This is a genomic window from Methanoculleus caldifontis, from assembly GCF_032842345.1.
GTDB classification, from domain to species: Archaea; Halobacteriota; Methanomicrobia; order Methanomicrobiales; family Methanoculleaceae; genus Methanoculleus; species Methanoculleus caldifontis.
The window spans coordinates 913,232-928,043 of sequence record NZ_WBKO01000001.1 but is presented as its reverse complement, the minus strand read 5'-3'; the positions used below and the strand labels follow the sequence as shown (position 1 = coordinate 928,043).

General features: G+C 64.8%; 14 protein-coding genes. 9 read left to right on the top strand and 5 right to left on the bottom strand.

The window, feature by feature from the left end; all coding sequences use genetic code 11:
* Positions 1 to 409: 409 nt before the first annotated feature.
* A complete protein-coding gene (locus tag F8E02_RS04850; protein ID WP_317064351.1) occupies positions 410 to 1,162 on the bottom strand; it encodes a hypothetical protein in 753 nt (250 codons plus the stop codon).
* A gap of 121 nt (positions 1,163 to 1,283) precedes the next feature.
* Between F8E02_RS04850 and F8E02_RS04845 the strand changes: the two genes are divergently transcribed.
* The 9 genes from F8E02_RS04845 to F8E02_RS04805 all read left to right on the top strand — a co-directional run bounded on the left by F8E02_RS04845 (position 1,284) and on the right by F8E02_RS04805 (position 9,431).
* A complete protein-coding gene (locus tag F8E02_RS04845; RefSeq protein ID WP_317064350.1) occupies positions 1,284 to 2,057 on the top strand; it encodes a ribonuclease III family protein in 774 nt (257 codons plus the stop codon).
* A gap of 1 nt (position 2,058) precedes the next feature.
* On the top strand, positions 2,059 to 3,240 hold the full coding sequence (locus tag F8E02_RS04840; RefSeq protein WP_317064349.1) for a DUF362 domain-containing protein: 1,182 nt from the start codon (positions 2,059 to 2,061) through the stop codon (positions 3,238 to 3,240).
* A 433-nt stretch (positions 3,241 to 3,673) separates the two neighbouring features.
* Positions 3,674 to 4,042 carry an HIT family protein gene (locus tag F8E02_RS04835; protein ID WP_394357912.1) on the top strand — a complete coding sequence of 123 codons (369 nt, stop codon included), beginning with the start codon at positions 3,674 to 3,676 and terminating at the stop codon, positions 4,040 to 4,042.
* A gap of 294 nt (positions 4,043 to 4,336) precedes the next feature.
* On the top strand, positions 4,337 to 6,241 hold the full coding sequence (locus F8E02_RS04830; RefSeq protein ID WP_394357911.1) for an NADH-quinone oxidoreductase subunit 5 family protein: 1,905 nt from the start codon (positions 4,337 to 4,339) through the stop codon (positions 6,239 to 6,241).
* Positions 6,238 to 7,107, top strand: a complete 870-nt coding sequence (locus F8E02_RS04825) for a respiratory chain complex I subunit 1 family protein (RefSeq protein ID WP_317064346.1) — start codon at positions 6,238 to 6,240, stop codon at positions 7,105 to 7,107. The genes F8E02_RS04830 and F8E02_RS04825 overlap by 4 nt, the downstream gene beginning before the upstream one ends.
* Positions 7,108 to 7,112: 5 nt before the next feature.
* Positions 7,113 to 7,589, top strand: coding sequence for an NADH-quinone oxidoreductase subunit B family protein (locus tag F8E02_RS04820; RefSeq protein ID WP_317064345.1), 477 nt, complete (start codon positions 7,113 to 7,115; stop codon positions 7,587 to 7,589).
* A complete protein-coding gene (locus tag F8E02_RS04815; protein ID WP_317064344.1) occupies positions 7,586 to 7,966 on the top strand; it encodes an NADH-quinone oxidoreductase subunit C in 381 nt (126 codons plus the stop codon). Before F8E02_RS04820 ends, F8E02_RS04815 begins: the two co-directional genes overlap by 4 nt.
* Positions 7,951 to 9,030, top strand: coding sequence for a hydrogenase large subunit (locus tag F8E02_RS04810; protein ID WP_317064343.1), 1,080 nt, complete (start codon positions 7,951 to 7,953; stop codon positions 9,028 to 9,030). The genes F8E02_RS04815 and F8E02_RS04810 overlap by 16 nt, the downstream gene beginning before the upstream one ends.
* A 5-nt stretch (positions 9,031 to 9,035) precedes the next feature.
* Positions 9,036 to 9,431, top strand: coding sequence for a 4Fe-4S binding protein (locus F8E02_RS04805; RefSeq protein WP_317064342.1), 396 nt, complete (start codon positions 9,036 to 9,038; stop codon positions 9,429 to 9,431).
* Between the two features lie 409 nt (positions 9,432 to 9,840).
* On the opposite strand, the gene F8E02_RS04800 is transcribed toward F8E02_RS04805, so the two are convergent.
* The 4 genes from F8E02_RS04800 to F8E02_RS04785 all read right to left on the bottom strand — a co-directional run bounded on the left by F8E02_RS04800 (position 9,841) and on the right by F8E02_RS04785 (position 14,676).
* The gene (locus F8E02_RS04800; protein WP_317064340.1) at positions 9,841 to 11,211 is read right to left on the bottom strand and encodes a dihydrolipoyl dehydrogenase family protein; all 1,371 of its coding nucleotides are present in this window, start codon (positions 11,209 to 11,211) and stop codon (positions 9,841 to 9,843) included.
* A 57-nt stretch (positions 11,212 to 11,268) separates the two neighbouring features.
* Positions 11,269 to 13,056: an SLC13 family permease gene (locus F8E02_RS04795; RefSeq protein WP_317064339.1), complete on the bottom strand. Its 1,788-nt coding sequence runs from the start codon at positions 13,054 to 13,056 to the stop codon at positions 11,269 to 11,271.
* A gap of 56 nt (positions 13,057 to 13,112) precedes the next feature.
* Positions 13,113 to 13,814, bottom strand: a complete 702-nt coding sequence (locus F8E02_RS04790) for a YkgJ family cysteine cluster protein (RefSeq protein WP_317064338.1) — start codon at positions 13,812 to 13,814, stop codon at positions 13,113 to 13,115.
* A gap of 100 nt (positions 13,815 to 13,914) precedes the next feature.
* Complete coding sequence (locus F8E02_RS04785) at positions 13,915 to 14,676, bottom strand: SagB/ThcOx family dehydrogenase (protein WP_317064337.1); 762 nt, start codon at positions 14,674 to 14,676, stop codon at positions 13,915 to 13,917.
* Between the last annotated feature and the right edge of the window lie 136 nt (positions 14,677 to 14,812).

The window sequence follows — 14,812 nt, the reverse complement described above, 5'->3', positions numbered from 1 at the left end:
CGAATTTAGATGGATTTTTTTTGCAAATGTAATATTTACATGGATTATATTTCTAATCGGATATTTTAAAATCGAGATTCAATGGTTCAGATCGTTGAACGTGATACTTAAAAAGAGTTTCTCCAGGGTTCTTCCCGGAAAAGATAGCCGGACAGGCTCCAGAGGGAGTACTTATTAAGTATTAAGAATGATAAACATAATAACATTAGGTAAGATTTTCCCTACAACAGAGCGGGCAAACGTACCTGACTACATAGATTGTCTTCGATGATATATAATCCTACCCGGCCAGGGCAGGATTCCGCACATGATGGCCCTCAGGACCACCAATATCGAGATGCACCGGATAACAGCCGGATCAAAAAGAGATAGACCTATATACCACTCATAGAGTGGCCCGGGCCGCCCCTCACCCCTCGCTCTCACAGGCGTCCATCAGGGCCCTGACCCGCGCCTCAAGTTCGGGGAGGTTCTCCTCGAACTCCCGGGCGAGCAGAAACGTCCGGACGGCGTCGCCCATCCCCCGGTGGGGGGAGAGGAGGTGGCGGTACTCCTCCGGAACAGGGTAGTGAAAGTGAGCCGAGGCGACGGCAGAGTCGTCGGCACGGAAATCGATGAGCCGGGCAAGGCGGTCGAGGGAGAGGACCTGCTTCATCGCGAGGCGGCGCCGGATCTCGCGCTGGAGGTCGACCAGGGCACACCCGTCAAGCGGGACTTCCGCGGCCCGGAAGGCCCTCCGCTCCATATCGGCCGCAAAGACGACGACGTCCCGGATCTCCCCCGGCACGAGGACCGACTCCATGAAGAGACGGAGGTCGACAAACGCGTTCCGGGCGGCCTCCCTGGCCCCCGGCACCCCGGCATCCGCGATCCGGAAGGAGTGGTCGTACCTCAACCCGTACTCGCCGCGGGCCATGTTCGCCACCGTCGTCGAGACGCCGACGGTCCTGCCGCAGGGGTCGGTCACCTTCTTCCAGATCTCGACGCCGACGTCGTACCGGAACTGCTCCCCTGCGTAGCAGACCTCATCGTCCTCGGGGCGGTAGACGACCGCACCGATCTCGATCGGCATCATGACCTCGCGGCAGGTGCCGTAGACGTAGCCGAACTCGATGTCCAGGTAGACGCTCCTGCCCGTCCCGTCCGCTACCGATTGCACCACAGATGAGATCTCTTCCCAGATCACGAAAAGGTTTCCCGACCCTCCACCTCCGGCAAAGGTTTATCGGGCGGGACGAGAGCCTGTTAATGAAGAAGGGCAGGGACCCCTGCTCCCGACCATCATGAGACTTGCCGCCATCCGCGAAAAACTCTGCACTGGCCTTTTTGGGCAGAAGCCCCTCTCAGGCAGGGAGCCTATCGGCCGCGACCGCGAAGCGGAGGTGCGCGCGCTCCTCGCCCGTGCCCCGTTCGGGATCGCCGGTATCAGCGACGCGGCCCTCCCGCTCTACGACCGGGCGCTGACCCACCGCTCCTGCGCGAACGGCGGGGAGTACCCGGTAGCGGTGGTCGACGACAACGAGCGGCTCGAGTTCCTGGGGAACTACGTCCTCGACTTCATCATCGCCGATCACCTCTACGGCGAGTACGATCTTGCGCCCGGCGAGATGAACCGGCGGCTCCAGGTGACCAGGAACACGAAGCTCGCCGAGATCGTGCTCAGCCAGGGCCTCGGGATCGACGGGATCATCAGGCGGCGGGGGCAGGCGCTGACCGACTCGGTCGTCGCCGACGCGTTCGAGGCCCTGATCGGCGCCATCTATCTCGACCGCGGCCTCGAGACGGCACGAGGCGTGGTGCTCGCCATCTTCGAAGACGAGATCGCGGATTGCGACGTCCACCGGAACTACCGGGGGAGGCTCCAGGAGTATGCCGCCCGCAAGAACCTCGGCACGATCGAGTACGCCTACCGCCAGACCGGTCCCGGGAGCTGCCCGGTCTGGGCCGCACGGGTGACCGTCGGGGGCGCCCCCCTCGGCGAAGGGAAGGCCCCGACCAAGCAGGGAGCGGCGATGCTTGCTGCACGAGAGGCGCTTGCCCATCTCGGGGAGGAGTGAGGTGGCGCAGCCGGACGACCGGGACGCGACCGTCGCGGTCGTCCGGTGCGAAGATTACGCGCCCGATGAGGTCGACGCGGCCGTCCGTCGCGCTATCGAGCTCCTCGGCGGCATCGGGAGGTTTGTTGCGCCGGGCGAAAGCGTCCTCCTCAAACCGAACCTCCTCCAGGGGCAGGAGCCGGAGCGGTGCGTCACCACGCACCCGGCGGTCGTGGCCGCCGTCGCCCGGCTCCTTGCAGAGCACGGCTGCCGGGTCGTCATCGGCGACAGCCCCGGCGCCGGGATCGTCTACAGCGAGGCGAACCTGCGGCGGGCATACGCCAGGTCCGGATTCGCCGCTGTGGCGGAAGAGACCGGGGCCGTCCTGAACTACGACACCGGTTCGCAGACCGTCCCGTTCCCCGAGGGGAGAGTGATGAAACAGTTCCCCATCATCGCCCCCGCCCTTGAGGCCGACGCGATCGTCGTCGTCTCCAAAGTCAAGACCCACATGTGGACCCGGATGACGGGGGCCGCAAAGAATCTCTTCGGCCTCATCCCGGGGCTCGAAAAGCCGGTCTTCCACTTCCGGTTCCGTGACGAGTACGCATTCGGGGAGATGCTCGTCGACCTCAACGAGTGCATGAAACCCCGGCTCCAGGTCGTAGACGCGGTTATCGGGATGGAGGGGGACGGCCCCCAGGCCGGCAGCCCGAGAAAGATCGGGGCGATCCTCGCCGGGAGCGACTACGCGGCCGTGGACACCGTCCTCGCGCGGCTCATCGGCATGGACCCGCTCGAGATCGGGTCCACCAGGAGCGCGGCCGCCCGCGGCCTCGCTGACCCCGCGGCAGTCCGGACGGTCGGGGACGAGCTGGCAGCGTTCGCGGTCCCGGATTTCAAAAAACCCTCGACCTACGCCGGCGGCGGGGCGGGCCCCTGGCGGCGGGTGGTCCTCGCGGTCGTCCAGCGGTTCGGGAGGACCTACGCCCCCCGCCCCGGCGTGGTCGCCCCTGCCTGCATCGGTTGCGGGAAGTGCGAGCGGATCTGCCCGGTCCAGGCGATCACCATCGCCGAAGGCAGGGCGACGATCGATCTGGCGCGCTGCATCCGGTGCTACTGCTGCCACGAGATCTGCACCGAGCACGCCATCGCCCTCTCCCGGAGTCTCACCGGGAGGCTCCTCGCCCGCCTGTTCGGTTGAAGGGGCGGCCACAGTAATTCGCTGAACATAGCGAGGGGATCTCCCGGAGGTCAGACCACCGACAGCTCTTCACAACCTTGCGGTGCTCGAACCCCGGCCCTTCGGCCCATCGCAGGTCGCACCTCCGGCGCTCCAACTCCACTCCGTAGGAGCGTCGTTCCTCGCACCTGGCGGTGCCCGAGTTCCTATCCTGCGGATAGTCGCACTTCGCGGCTTCGCACCTCGCACCTGCGGTGCTCAAGCTCGCTTACGCTCGCACTTCGCGTGAACTATCAAGTGCAGATAGCGATACAGTCTCACGCGAGGGCGCGAAGGACGCGAAGTTCGGTTCCCGGGCATTATCACACGGGACCACGTTGCCTGATACCGGACACCAGAGTTAGCGAAGTATCGAGCCAAAAGACTCATGATTGATCGGGAAAGAGCAGGGCCCATGCCATGCCCGTTCTGCAACCCGGCCCCGGAGGATATCGTCGCCGCAAACGACCTCTGTTACGCCCGCTACGACATCCACCCGGTCAGCCCCGGCCACCTGCTCGTGATCCCGTTCCGGCACGTCCCCAGTTACTTCGATACGACCGAAGACGAGAGGATGGCGCTTGCACACCTTGTCGATGAATGCCGGGACCTCGCCGACCGCGAACGGCACCCCGACGGCTACAACATCGGCGTCAACGTCGGGGAGGCCGCGGGGCAGAACGTCATGCATGTCCATATCCACTTCATCCCGCGCTACCGGGGCGATGCTCCCGGAGAGCACGAAGGGGGCGTGCGGGGCGTCCTGCCGTGCAGGCCGGAGTGATATGTCCGGATAGAACCTGAAGAGAGGCGCAACCGCGAAGGTGCGCCGCGCGGGGCAGACGGGTCGGCCGAAATGCGGCGCCTGCCGGCATGTCCCGGCCAGGACGCGCCGTTACGCCACCGAAATCACGATTGAACGGGATAAACCCTTTTCTGGACAGGGCGCCCGATCGAAATGTCATCCTGCGGCCCGAAGTACGGCAGCACCGGGCGCGTGCCGGCCGATCCCGCCGGATGCCCATTTAGAATGATTAATTATGTCAGTAGGGCATAGTTACCCTACGAGGGACAATAGTTGCAGACGCTGCTCTTCCTTATACTGTTCCCCATCCTCGTCGCATGTCTTTTGTTGTTCGTGAAGCGAACGACATTGCGCTACGCGGTGGTCGCCCTCTCGGCTCTCGTCATCGGCGGGGCATCGATATACCTGCTCATACGGTATGCGTTCGAAGGCACGGTTTACTTTGCCGCGCCGTCGGAGGCAGTAAGCCTCGCCATGGTGGCCATCGAGATGGGTCTCGCGCTCTTCATCGTCTATATGGGCGCAAAGTTCAAGAACTACCTGGCAATCGTGCTGGCCGCCATCCAGGCGGCGCTGGTGGTATACCTGGAGGGAATGTTCTCAGGTAACCTTCATGCGGTCAACAACCTCTTCATAGACCAGTTCTCGATCATCATGGCCCTGATCATAGGGCTCATCGGGAGTCTCATCGCCGTATACGCGGTCCGGTACATGGAGACGTATCACCACCACCACCCGGAGGTGCGCGACCGGCAGAGGATGTTCTTCTTCGTCATCTTCGCCTTCCTTGCCGCGATGTTCGGCCTGGTCTTCTCCAACAACCTCCTCTGGATCTTCTTCTTCTGGGAGGTCACCACCATCAGCTCGTTCCTGCTGATCGGCTACTCGGAGACCGCGGAGGCGACGAAGAACGCCTTCCGCGCCCTGGTGATGAACCTTCTCGGCGGAATCGCGCTCGTCGTGGCGATCATCATCCTCGCCGCAACCGAGGCGACGAGCGGGGGCATCGATCTCGCCCAGGTCCTCGCCTCCGGCGATACCGCCACCATCCTCATCCCGGCCGTCCTGATCGGGTTTGCCGGTATCACGAAGGCCGCGCTGATGCCCTTCTCCTCCTGGCTCCTCGGCGCGATGGTGGCCCCGACCCCGGTCTCGGCCCTGCTCCACTCGAGCACCATGGTCAAGGCCGGCGTCTACATCCTGGTCCGGTTCTCGCCGGTCTTTGCCGGGACGTTCGCCGGGTTCTCGATCGGCCTCGTCGGCGCCGTGACCTTCGTCGTCGCGTCCGCGATCGCGATATCGCAGAGCAACGCAAAGTCGGTCCTCGCCTACTCGACGATAGCAAACCTCGGCCTGATAGCCGCCTGTGCGGGTGTCGGGAGTTACATGCTCGTCTGGGCCGCAATCCTCCTGATCATCTTCCACGCCGTCGCGAAATCGCTCCTCTTCCTCGGCACCGGCGCGATCGAGCACCGGATCGGGAGCAGAGATATCGAGGACATGGAAGGACTGATCGTCCGGATGCCCAAGATGGCAGTGATGATGTTCATCGGGATCGCCGGCATGTTCCTTGCGCCGTTCGGCATGCTGATCTCCAAGTGGGCGGCGATCGAGGCGTTCGTCCTGACCCCCTTCGGCCTCGTCTTCATCGTCATCCTCGCCTACGGGAGCGCCGTCACGGTCTTCTTCTGGGCGAAATGGATGGGCAAACTCGTCACGGTCACCCGGAACCAGGAGAAGGTCGAGAAAGGGTTCTTTGAGGAGCCCTGGGCCCCGCTCTATATCATCACCGGCCTCGTGGCAGCGGTCGTCCTCCTCTTCCCGGTCATCTCCTCGCTGCTGATCGAGCCCTACGTGCTTGCCATCTACGGCATCACGGCACGCCTCGGCCAGGCGAACATCGCCATCATGCTCCTGATGCTGGCCCTGCTCATGGTCCTCCCGGTCTCGTTCCTCCTCTTCAAGAGGAGCGCAAAGCACCTCCCGGCCTACATGAGCGGGAGGACCGCGACGCCGGACCTGCACTTCGCAGGCTCTCTCGGCCTGACCCGGGAAGCCCAGACGCGGAACTATTACCTGAACGAGTACTTCGGCGAGGCGAAACTCTTCCTCCCCGGAGCGGTGATCTGCGCCATCCTCATCCTTGCATCGTGGGTCCTTGCGGGGGTGGCCCTATGACCTGGACCTGGCTCATCGGGGCGGTCCTCTTCCTGGTCCTCGCGCCCATAGCGGGCGGCCTCATCGCAGGAATCGACCGGAAGATCACCGCGCGGATGCAGGGGAGGGTCGGACCGCCGCTCCTGCAACCCTTCTACGATGTAGGGAAGCTCTTCGAGAAGGAGAGGGCCGTCGTCACCACGGCGCAGAACTTCTACGTCCTCGCCTACCTGATCTTCATCGCCCTCTCCGGCGCGCTCTTCTTCGCGGGAGAGGACCTGCTGCTGATCATCTTCGCCTTCACGCTCGCGCACGTCTTCCTGGTGCTCGGAGCCTACGCGGTCCACTCGCCGTACAGCCACATCGGGGCCGAGCGTGAACTGATCCAGCTGATGGCCTACGAACCGATGATCATCCTTGCGGCCGTCGGGCTCTACATGGTCACGAACAGCTTCCTCGTCGCCGATATCGCGACAACGGCGGTTCCGGCCATCATCTACCTGCCCGGTGTCTTCCTCGGCTTTGTGACCATCCTCACGATCAAGCTCCGGAAGTCTCCTTTCGACATCTCGACGTCGCACCACGCGCACCAGGAGATCGTCAAAGGCATCACGACCGAGTTCTCGGGCTCAACGCTCGCCCAGGTCGAGATCGCCCACTGGTACGAGAACGTCTTCCTCCTCGGGTTCATCTACCTCTTCTTTGCCTGGAACCCCGTGATCGGGATCATCGCGGTCGCGGTCACGTATCTGGCAGAGATCTTCGTCGACAACGTCACGGCGCGGGTGCGGTGGCAGGCGGCGCTGAAGAGCGGGTGGGTCGTGGCAGGAGGTCTCGGGATCCTGAACCTGGCGATCCTCTCCTATATGATGACTGGAGGTGCATGAGTATCATGGCATTTCTGAAGCGATCACCCTGGATCCTTCACTACGATGCATCCAGCTGCAACGGGTGCGACATCGAGGTGCTTGCATGCCTCACACCGCTCTACGACGTGGAGCGGTTCGGCATCATCAACACGGGGAACCCGAAGCACGCCGATATCCTCATGATCACCGGCGGGATCAACGAACAGAACCGGGAGGTGGTCAAAAACATCTACGAGCAGATGCCGGAGCCCAAAGTCGTCGTCGCGATCGGTGTCTGCGCCGCGTCCGGCGGCATATTCCGGGAGTGCTACAACATCGTGGGCGGCGTCGACAAAGTTATCCCCGTTGACGTCTATGTCCCGGGATGCGCGGCGCGGCCGGAGATGATCATCGACGGCGTCGTAACGGCGCTCGGGATTCTCGAGGAGAAGCGGGAGAAGATGACCGGCGCTGCGCAGACCAAAGAGAGCGCGCGACGGGCGGCAGGTGAGAGCACATGACGGTTAACGAAGAGCAGACTACTATCAGCGTCGCGCTGGAGAACCTCGTGCGCGAGGTCGAGGCGCTCCATGCCGGCGGGTACCGCCTGGTCCAGATAGGGTGCACGGACGTCGGCGGAGCGTACGAGATCAACTACTCGTTCGACAAGGGTTACCAGTACCAGAACCTCCGCCTGACAATCGGGCCCGATACGGAGGTCCCAAGCGTCTCCGGGATCTACTGGGGAGCGTTCGTCTACGAGAACGAGATGCACGACCTCTTCGGGATCCCGGTCACCGGGATCAATATCGACTTCAAGGGGACGTTCATCCGGACGGCCGAGAAGTATCCGTTCAGTGTCACGAGGAGGGGAGGTGACTCATGCCGGAACGCATAGTCATACCGTTCGGGCCGCAGCACCCGGTGCTGCCGGAACCGATCCACCTCGACCTCGTCCTCGAGGACGAGCTGGTGGTGGACGTGATCCCCTCCATCGGCTACATTCACCGCGGGCTCGAGCAGCTCGTCCAGAAGCGCGAGTTCACCGAGTACGTCTACGTGGCAGAAAGGATCTGTGGGATCTGCAGTTTCATGCACGCGGTCGGTTACAGCCAGGGTATCGAGCATATCATGGGGATCGAGATCCCCGACCGGGCGAAGTATCTCCGGACGATCTGGTCGGAGTGCTCGCGTCTACACTCGCACCTCCTCTGGCTCGGTCTCTTTGCCGACGGGATGGGCTTTGAGAACCTCTTCATGCGGTCCTGGCAGCTCAGGGAGAGTGTCCTCGACACGCTCGAGGACACCACCGGCGGCAGGGTCATCCAGGGCACCTGCAAGGTCGGCGGCGTCAGGCGCGACATCGAGAAGGAGAAGCTCGACAAGATGCACCGGCAGCTCGACCCCTTCGAGGAGCAGTGCCGGGAGCTCGGCGATGTCTTCTTAGACGACGATACGGTGAAGTACCGCCTCAAAGGCCTCTCGGTCATCTCGAAGGACGACGCGTACGCGCTCGGCGCGGTCGGCCCGACCGCGAGAGCAAGCGGGGTCGCAATGGATCACCGCGAGACCGGCTACGCCGCCTACGGCGATCTCGGCTTCAAGCCGGTCGTCGAGACCGCCGGGGACTGCTACGCCCGGTGCGCCGTGCGGGTCAAGGAGGTCTACGCCTCCATCGACCTGATCCGGCGTGCAATCGACCAGATGCCCGAAGGCCCTCTCGACGTCAAGGTCAAGGGTACACCGGATGGCGAGTACTTCTCCCGCGTCGAGCAGCCGCGGGGCGAGGTCGTCTACTACCTCCGTGGCGACGGCACGAAATACCTCTCGAGGGCCCGGATCCGGACGCCGACGCTCGCGAACATCCCGCCGCTGGTGAAGATGCTCCCCGGCGCGCAGCTTGCCGATGTCCCGGTCGTCGTCCTCTCGATCGACCCCTGCATCAGCTGCACGGAGAGGTGAGAAGGATGAGCATATTCCAGATGACGAGGACGGTCATCCGAAACCTTACGGGGGGGCCGGCCACCCGGCAGTACCCACTGGTCCCGGCGCGGACGTGCCCCCTCACCCGGGGCCACGTCGTCTTCGACCCGGCAACCTGCCGGTCCTGCGGCCTCTGCTCGCGGCGGTGCCCGTGCGAGGCGCTCCACCTCGACAAGGAGACGAAGGTCTGGGCGATCGACCGGATGCGGTGTATCGCCTGCGGCGACTGCGTGGAGGCCTGCCCGTTCGGGAGCCTCGCGATGGAGCCGGCGTACCTCCCGCCGGTGGTGGAGCAGCGTGTGGCAGAGTGCCACACGATCACCTACGTCAAACCCGAGAAGCCGGCGAAGAAACCGGCCGAAGAGGGCGCAGGCGCGTAAAGAAGAGGGAGGCCGGGGCCCGAATCCCCGGTGGAATCTCTTTTTCTGAATACCTTTTTTGCTTTAGAGAACTCACGCGAAGCCGCGAAGAACGCGAAGACCGTTGACAGGTCTTCTCTGCCGGGGCTCAAACTCCGCTCTGCAGGAACATCGCACTCAGGAGAAGTCGTCGCACCTGCGGTGTTCGAACCCCGTTTCTAACTGTACGTCGTCCTTCGAAGCCTGATGGTTTCTCATGCTCCGCCCCTCCGGAACACCGCACTTCGCGGCTTCGCGCTCTCGCACCTAACGGTGCTCATGCTCCGGACGTTCCGTCTGTCGCACTTCGCGTGAGGCTGTGTCATTACCCTCTACTGCCGACTCACCAGTACCCCTGTAACGGGAGACTTGTATGACGCGAGGAAGGTTCTCACTTCCGCACCAGCGGGTAGACCATGTGGATGACGTCGTAGGTGCTGCTCGGGTAGGCCCACGGGATCGCGTCGAGCGTCAGGTCCTCCACCTTCAGGCCGTGCCGGATCGCGAGGGCGAAGATGTTGATCACCTCCCCGACGTTGGGCCCGATCAGGTGGGCGCCGAGGATCCTGTGTGAGTCGCTCTCGACCAGGAGTTTGTAGCCGACATGCCTCTGGCCGATGCTCCGGTTCGTGAACCGGCCTGAGAGGTCGCCGGCATTGACGACATACGGGATCCCTTTCTCCTTCGCCGCCGCTTCCGTGAGCCCGACCGACGCGAGGGGCGGGGTCGTGAAGACGGCGCTCGGCACGACCGAGTAGTCCGCGACCCGCGTGTCGCCGTGCAGGATGTTGTCGACGACGATGTGAGCGTCCATCACCGCGACCGGCGTCAGCTGCGGGCTTCTCTGGTTCGCGTCCCCCGCAACGTAGACGGAGGGGTTCGAGACGCTCCGGAGGTGGTCGTCGACGACGATCCCCCGGCGGTCGGTCTCGACCTCTCCGGCCGCAAGATCGAGGCCTTCGACGGCAGGGACCCTGCCGGCGCCGTGGACGACCATATCTGCATGGAACGTCCTCTCCTCGCCCTCCTTCCCGGCCCGCACCCTGAGACCGTCGGCGTTCTTCTCGATCGAGATGAGGGGCATGTTCACCTGCACGTCGATCCCGATCTCCCCTGAAGCCAGAACCAGCCGGTCGACGATATCGGGGTCGAACCCCGAGAGCATCCTCCCGCTCCGCTGGAGGATAGTCACCTTCGACCCGGCTCTGGCGGCCACGTGCGCGAACTCAAAGGAGATGTAGCCCCCGCCGACGAAGATTATCCGTTCGGGGAGCGACTCGAGGTAGAAGAAGTCGTCGCTCGGGGTCATCAGATCCGCGCCCGGAACGTCCAGCGGACGGGGCTTTGCCCCGGTGGCGATCACGATATGCCGGGCCGTGAGCGTATCGCCGCCGACCGTCACCCGATTTTTGCCGGCGAACCGGGCAAATCCGTGATAGGTGTGGATCCCCGCCCCCCGGAACCCCTCCTCCTTCCGCCGGGGGATGGGATCGGTGAACGAGCGCACGAAGGCGACCAGCTCCGGCCAGTCGACCGCGACCTCCCCGGAGACCCCCTTCCCCTCGAGGTCGCGGGCGCAGGCCACAGCCCCGGCGGCGCTGGCGAGCACTCTTTTGGGGACGCAGCCGCGGAGGGCGCACGTCCCCCCGTAGATCCGTTGGTCGGCGATCGCGACCGTGAGACCGGCATCCCTGCAGTGCCAGGCGATGTCGGAACCGGCGACCCCGGTCCCGATGACGACGACGTCGTACTCCCGTTCCATAGTGAGCCTCCGGTCGCCATAGGGCGGTATAAAGGTTTACCCCGACCTCCGGGCCGGTCAGAAGTAGAGGAGAGAGACGATGCCGACGGCGATCAGGATGAAGGCGGCCGTCATGACACTTCCCGCGGCGAAGTAGTCCCGGGTCCGGTAACCCCCGGGCCCCATCAGGAGGGCGTTCACCGGGTGCGTGGGGAGGAGGAAGGAGTTCGAGGTGCAGATCCCGACGAGGAGAGCCATCCCGCGAGGGTCGAGCCCGAGAGGGCCCGCCATCGTGAGCGCGAGCGGGACCAGGAGGACCGTTGCGGCGATATTCGAGATCACGAGCGAGAAGGCGGTCGCGAGGACCGCAACCGCGACGAGTATGAGAAGCGTCGGGTACCCGGCGACCAGACCCACCAGCAGGTCTGCGACGAACCGGGCCGTCCCGGTCGTCTCCATCGCGATGCCGAGGGGAAGGAGGCCGGCGATCAGGACGAGCGTCCGCCAGTCGACGGCCCGGTAGACCTCCCCCACCGGGATGACCCGGAGGAGGATCATCGCGACCACCCCCGAGAGAAGGCTTACCGGGATCGCAAGGCCGGTGTAGGTGAGGCCGACAGCGGCAACAAAGCAGAGGATGGCGGCCGTTGCACTCCGTTCGCGGATCCCCGCCTGCCCCTCGACGGGGGTCACCAGGACGAAGTTCCGGCTCGTGGCGAGGGCCCGGAGCCGTTCCCAGCGGCCCAGCACGACCATCGTGTCCCCCGCCTGCAGGGGGATATCGGCCAGGTCCTCCCGCCGTTCTTCAGCTCCGGTATGGATGACCAGCACCTCGGCGCCGTAGGTCACCCGGAACTCGAGGTCACGGAGCGTCTTGCCGACGATCGGTGCATACGGCCGGACGATCACCTCGGCAAACCCCACGTTCGGGTCGGCCGCGACGTCCGCGGTGCTCTCCCCGGCCCGGACCCACTCGAGCCCGAAATCGTCCATGAACCGCGCGATACTCTCCGCCTCGCCGAGGATGCCGAGCTCCTGCCCGACGGCGAACCGGGTGTACCGCCAGGGCGTGTAGACGACCTCGCCCCTCTCGGCGAGAGAGATGAGATGGAGGCCGTAGCGCGAGATCATATGCACCCCCTCCCGCGTCTTCCCCGCGAGGGGGCTTTGCGAAGGGATCCGCAGGTAGGATATGCGGCAGGGCAGGCACCAGGTCCGGATCAGCTCCTCCTGGGGGCTCAGCCGGACTTTCTGGTGCCGGGGGAGGACCCGGTTCCCGAAGAAGTAGAAGAAGGCTATCCCGGAGAGGAGGAGCGGCAGGCCGACGGGGGTGACGGCAAAGAGCTCGAACGGCGCGTACCCCCGCTGCCGGAGGAGGTCGTTTAAGATGATGAGGGTGCCCGCCCCCACCATGCTGACGGTGCCGCCGAGGGTCGCGGCGTAGCCGACCGGCAGGAGGAGGCGCGACGCCGGGACCCCCGTGAGCGACGAGACCCGCAGAAGCGAGGGGAGGAAGACGGCGGTGGCCCCGACGCTCTGCATGAACGCCGAGAGCCCCCCGGCGACGAGCGAGACGGCGGCGGTCAGACGCCGCTCGCCGGTCCCGGCAAACCCGACGATGGCGCGGGCGATGCGGATGGTCACCCCGGTGCGGTCGAGCCCGCGGCCGAGTGCCATCACGGAGAGCATCGCGATGACCGCGCTGCTCGAGAAGCCGGAGAGGGCCTGCACCGGGGTGACGAGGCCGAGCCACGCGAGCGCGAGGGTCACGAGCACCGCAGCGACGTCGACCCTGACGACGCCGGTGATGAAGAGGACCGCGGCGGCGGCCAGCACCAGCAGGGTGAGGAGGACCTCGGTCTCCATCGGGCACCCTATGGAAGGGGAGCAGAAAAAGGTGCGGGCGGGCCGGAACCCGGGTATTACTCGTACGTCGCGCGGGTGACCCGGTGAGACTCGAACTCCCCGCGGTGAAAGACCCGGACCTCGACCTCCGCACCTTTACGGAAGTCACGCATCAGGAGGTCGTAAGTCCGCCGGACGTAGCGCAACCCCTCGCGGGCGAAGAGGTCGCGGAGAGCGCGGCGGAACCGGATCTCCTGGTCGAGGAACGCCGCCTCGTAGGCACGGGTCTCGCGGGCTATCCGGGCGCATTCGGCATCGTCGATCGGGGTGCCGTAGCACCCGTGCTCGTCCAGGCCGCTGATCTGGCGCCAGTCGACGCGGCCCGTTTCATCCGGTTCCCGGTGGAGCATGTAGGGGTAGACGCGGCAGATGGAGAACCGCCGGTCGTAGACGGTGCACCTGCCCTCAGAGAGGAAGATGCAGGAGCCGTCCGGTCCGGTCCGGAGGGCGTAGCCCGATACGTAGAACCGCCCCTGCTGGTCGCAGGCGTCGAAGCCCGGAGCCGGGATGAGGGCGTCGGGCGCAAACGACCGGACGCTCCCGGTGTCCTCCTCAAGTAAGAAGACGTGGCCGTTGAACTCGCGGGTGCAGCATTGGCCGCAGCAGTCGCAGGAGAACCCCACCTCGCGGATGATCTCGATGAACTCTTCTTCCGGGTATTGGAGAAGCAGTTCGCGTTCCTGCTCGAGTGCGTCTATCTCTTCGTCGAATGAGAGCATGAAGCGTAATCTCCGTAACCGTGCCCGGCAGGAGTGCCGGGACCGTTACTCTCAGATCTTTGACGCGGAGGGGGATATGCCCTCCGGCCTCGCGCCAGGGTCACGGCATCTTCCCCACCGTCGCGACGTAGATCAGGAACTGCTCGTCGCCGTCGATGTCGAGGAGCCGGTTCATCGCCGCATCGTCGAAGGCGGCGATCGCGCAGACCCCGCACCCCACGCCCAGGGCCGCGAGGTAGAGGTTCTGGCAGACGTGACCGGCGTCGAGATGCAGGTAGCGGTAGCCGCGCTCGCCGTAGCGCCAGGTCATCCGGGCCGGGACGGCGGCCCAGAGGAACGTAACGGCGCTCTTGATGATATGCGGCTGGTTCAGGCATCCTGCCGCAATCTGCCGCGGGAGATCGGGGTCGCGCGACTCTTCGGCAAGGCGGTGCTCGAGGGCCAGGTAGCGGTAGAGCCCGGGCGTGACGCCCTCGACCCGGTTGACCAGGAGGTAGGTCTCGAACGCGTGCCGTGCGCCCGCAGACGGGACCGTGCGGAGGGTGAAGACCCCGCCGACGGCCCGCTTCACCCCCTGGGTGGACCAGAGGAGGTAGGCGAGCTCGGAGAGCGCAAGCGGTTCGGAGGCATAGTCTCTCGTGCTCACCCTGCGCTCGATCGCGTCGTGGAGGTCGAGAGCGGGAAGGGCGATACTCCCGGGCGCAGGCAGGACGACGGTCGCCTTCTCCTTCGTGTACGGGACCTCGAGGGGCGGTGAGGGGCGGCCCAGCATCTGGTCGGACGGCGGCAGATTCCCGTACTCCGTCCTCCGCATGAACTCCCTTCCTGCCCCGCGCAGGGACCGGGTGACAGGGTTCGACATGGCGGCCCGATAGATGCGGGGGTAGATAGCCTTTTGCCCGCCCGGCACCTCTCCCTGCAGGCAGCCGTCCGGAACCCGGAGCAGAAAACGTATTAGGAGAACTCCGTCCAACTACTACCACCACATCCGAGACATT

Coding starts and splice junctions, on each gene's coding strand:
- F8E02_RS04845 (WP_317064350.1), top strand. CDS start 1,284: ATGAGACTTGCCGCCATCCGCGAAAAACTCTGCACTGGCCTTTTTGGG.
- F8E02_RS04835 (WP_394357912.1), top strand. CDS start 3,674: ATGCCATGCCCGTTCTGCAACCCGGCCCCGGAGGATATCGTCGCCGCA.
- F8E02_RS04825 (WP_317064346.1), top strand. CDS start 6,238: ATGACCTGGACCTGGCTCATCGGGGCGGTCCTCTTCCTGGTCCTCGCG.
- F8E02_RS04820 (WP_317064345.1), top strand. CDS start 7,113: ATGGCATTTCTGAAGCGATCACCCTGGATCCTTCACTACGATGCATCC.
- F8E02_RS04815 (WP_317064344.1), top strand. CDS start 7,586: ATGACGGTTAACGAAGAGCAGACTACTATCAGCGTCGCGCTGGAGAAC.
- F8E02_RS04810 (WP_317064343.1), top strand. CDS start 7,951: ATGCCGGAACGCATAGTCATACCGTTCGGGCCGCAGCACCCGGTGCTG.
- F8E02_RS04805 (WP_317064342.1), top strand. CDS start 9,036: ATGAGCATATTCCAGATGACGAGGACGGTCATCCGAAACCTTACGGGG.
- F8E02_RS04800 (WP_317064340.1), bottom strand. CDS start 11,211: ATGGAACGGGAGTACGACGTCGTCGTCATCGGGACCGGGGTCGCCGGT.
- F8E02_RS04795 (WP_317064339.1), bottom strand. CDS start 13,056: ATGGAGACCGAGGTCCTCCTCACCCTGCTGGTGCTGGCCGCCGCCGCG.
- F8E02_RS04790 (WP_317064338.1), bottom strand. CDS start 13,814: ATGCTCTCATTCGACGAAGAGATAGACGCACTCGAGCAGGAACGCGAA.
- F8E02_RS04785 (WP_317064337.1), bottom strand. CDS start 14,676: ATGTCGAACCCTGTCACCCGGTCCCTGCGCGGGGCAGGAAGGGAGTTC.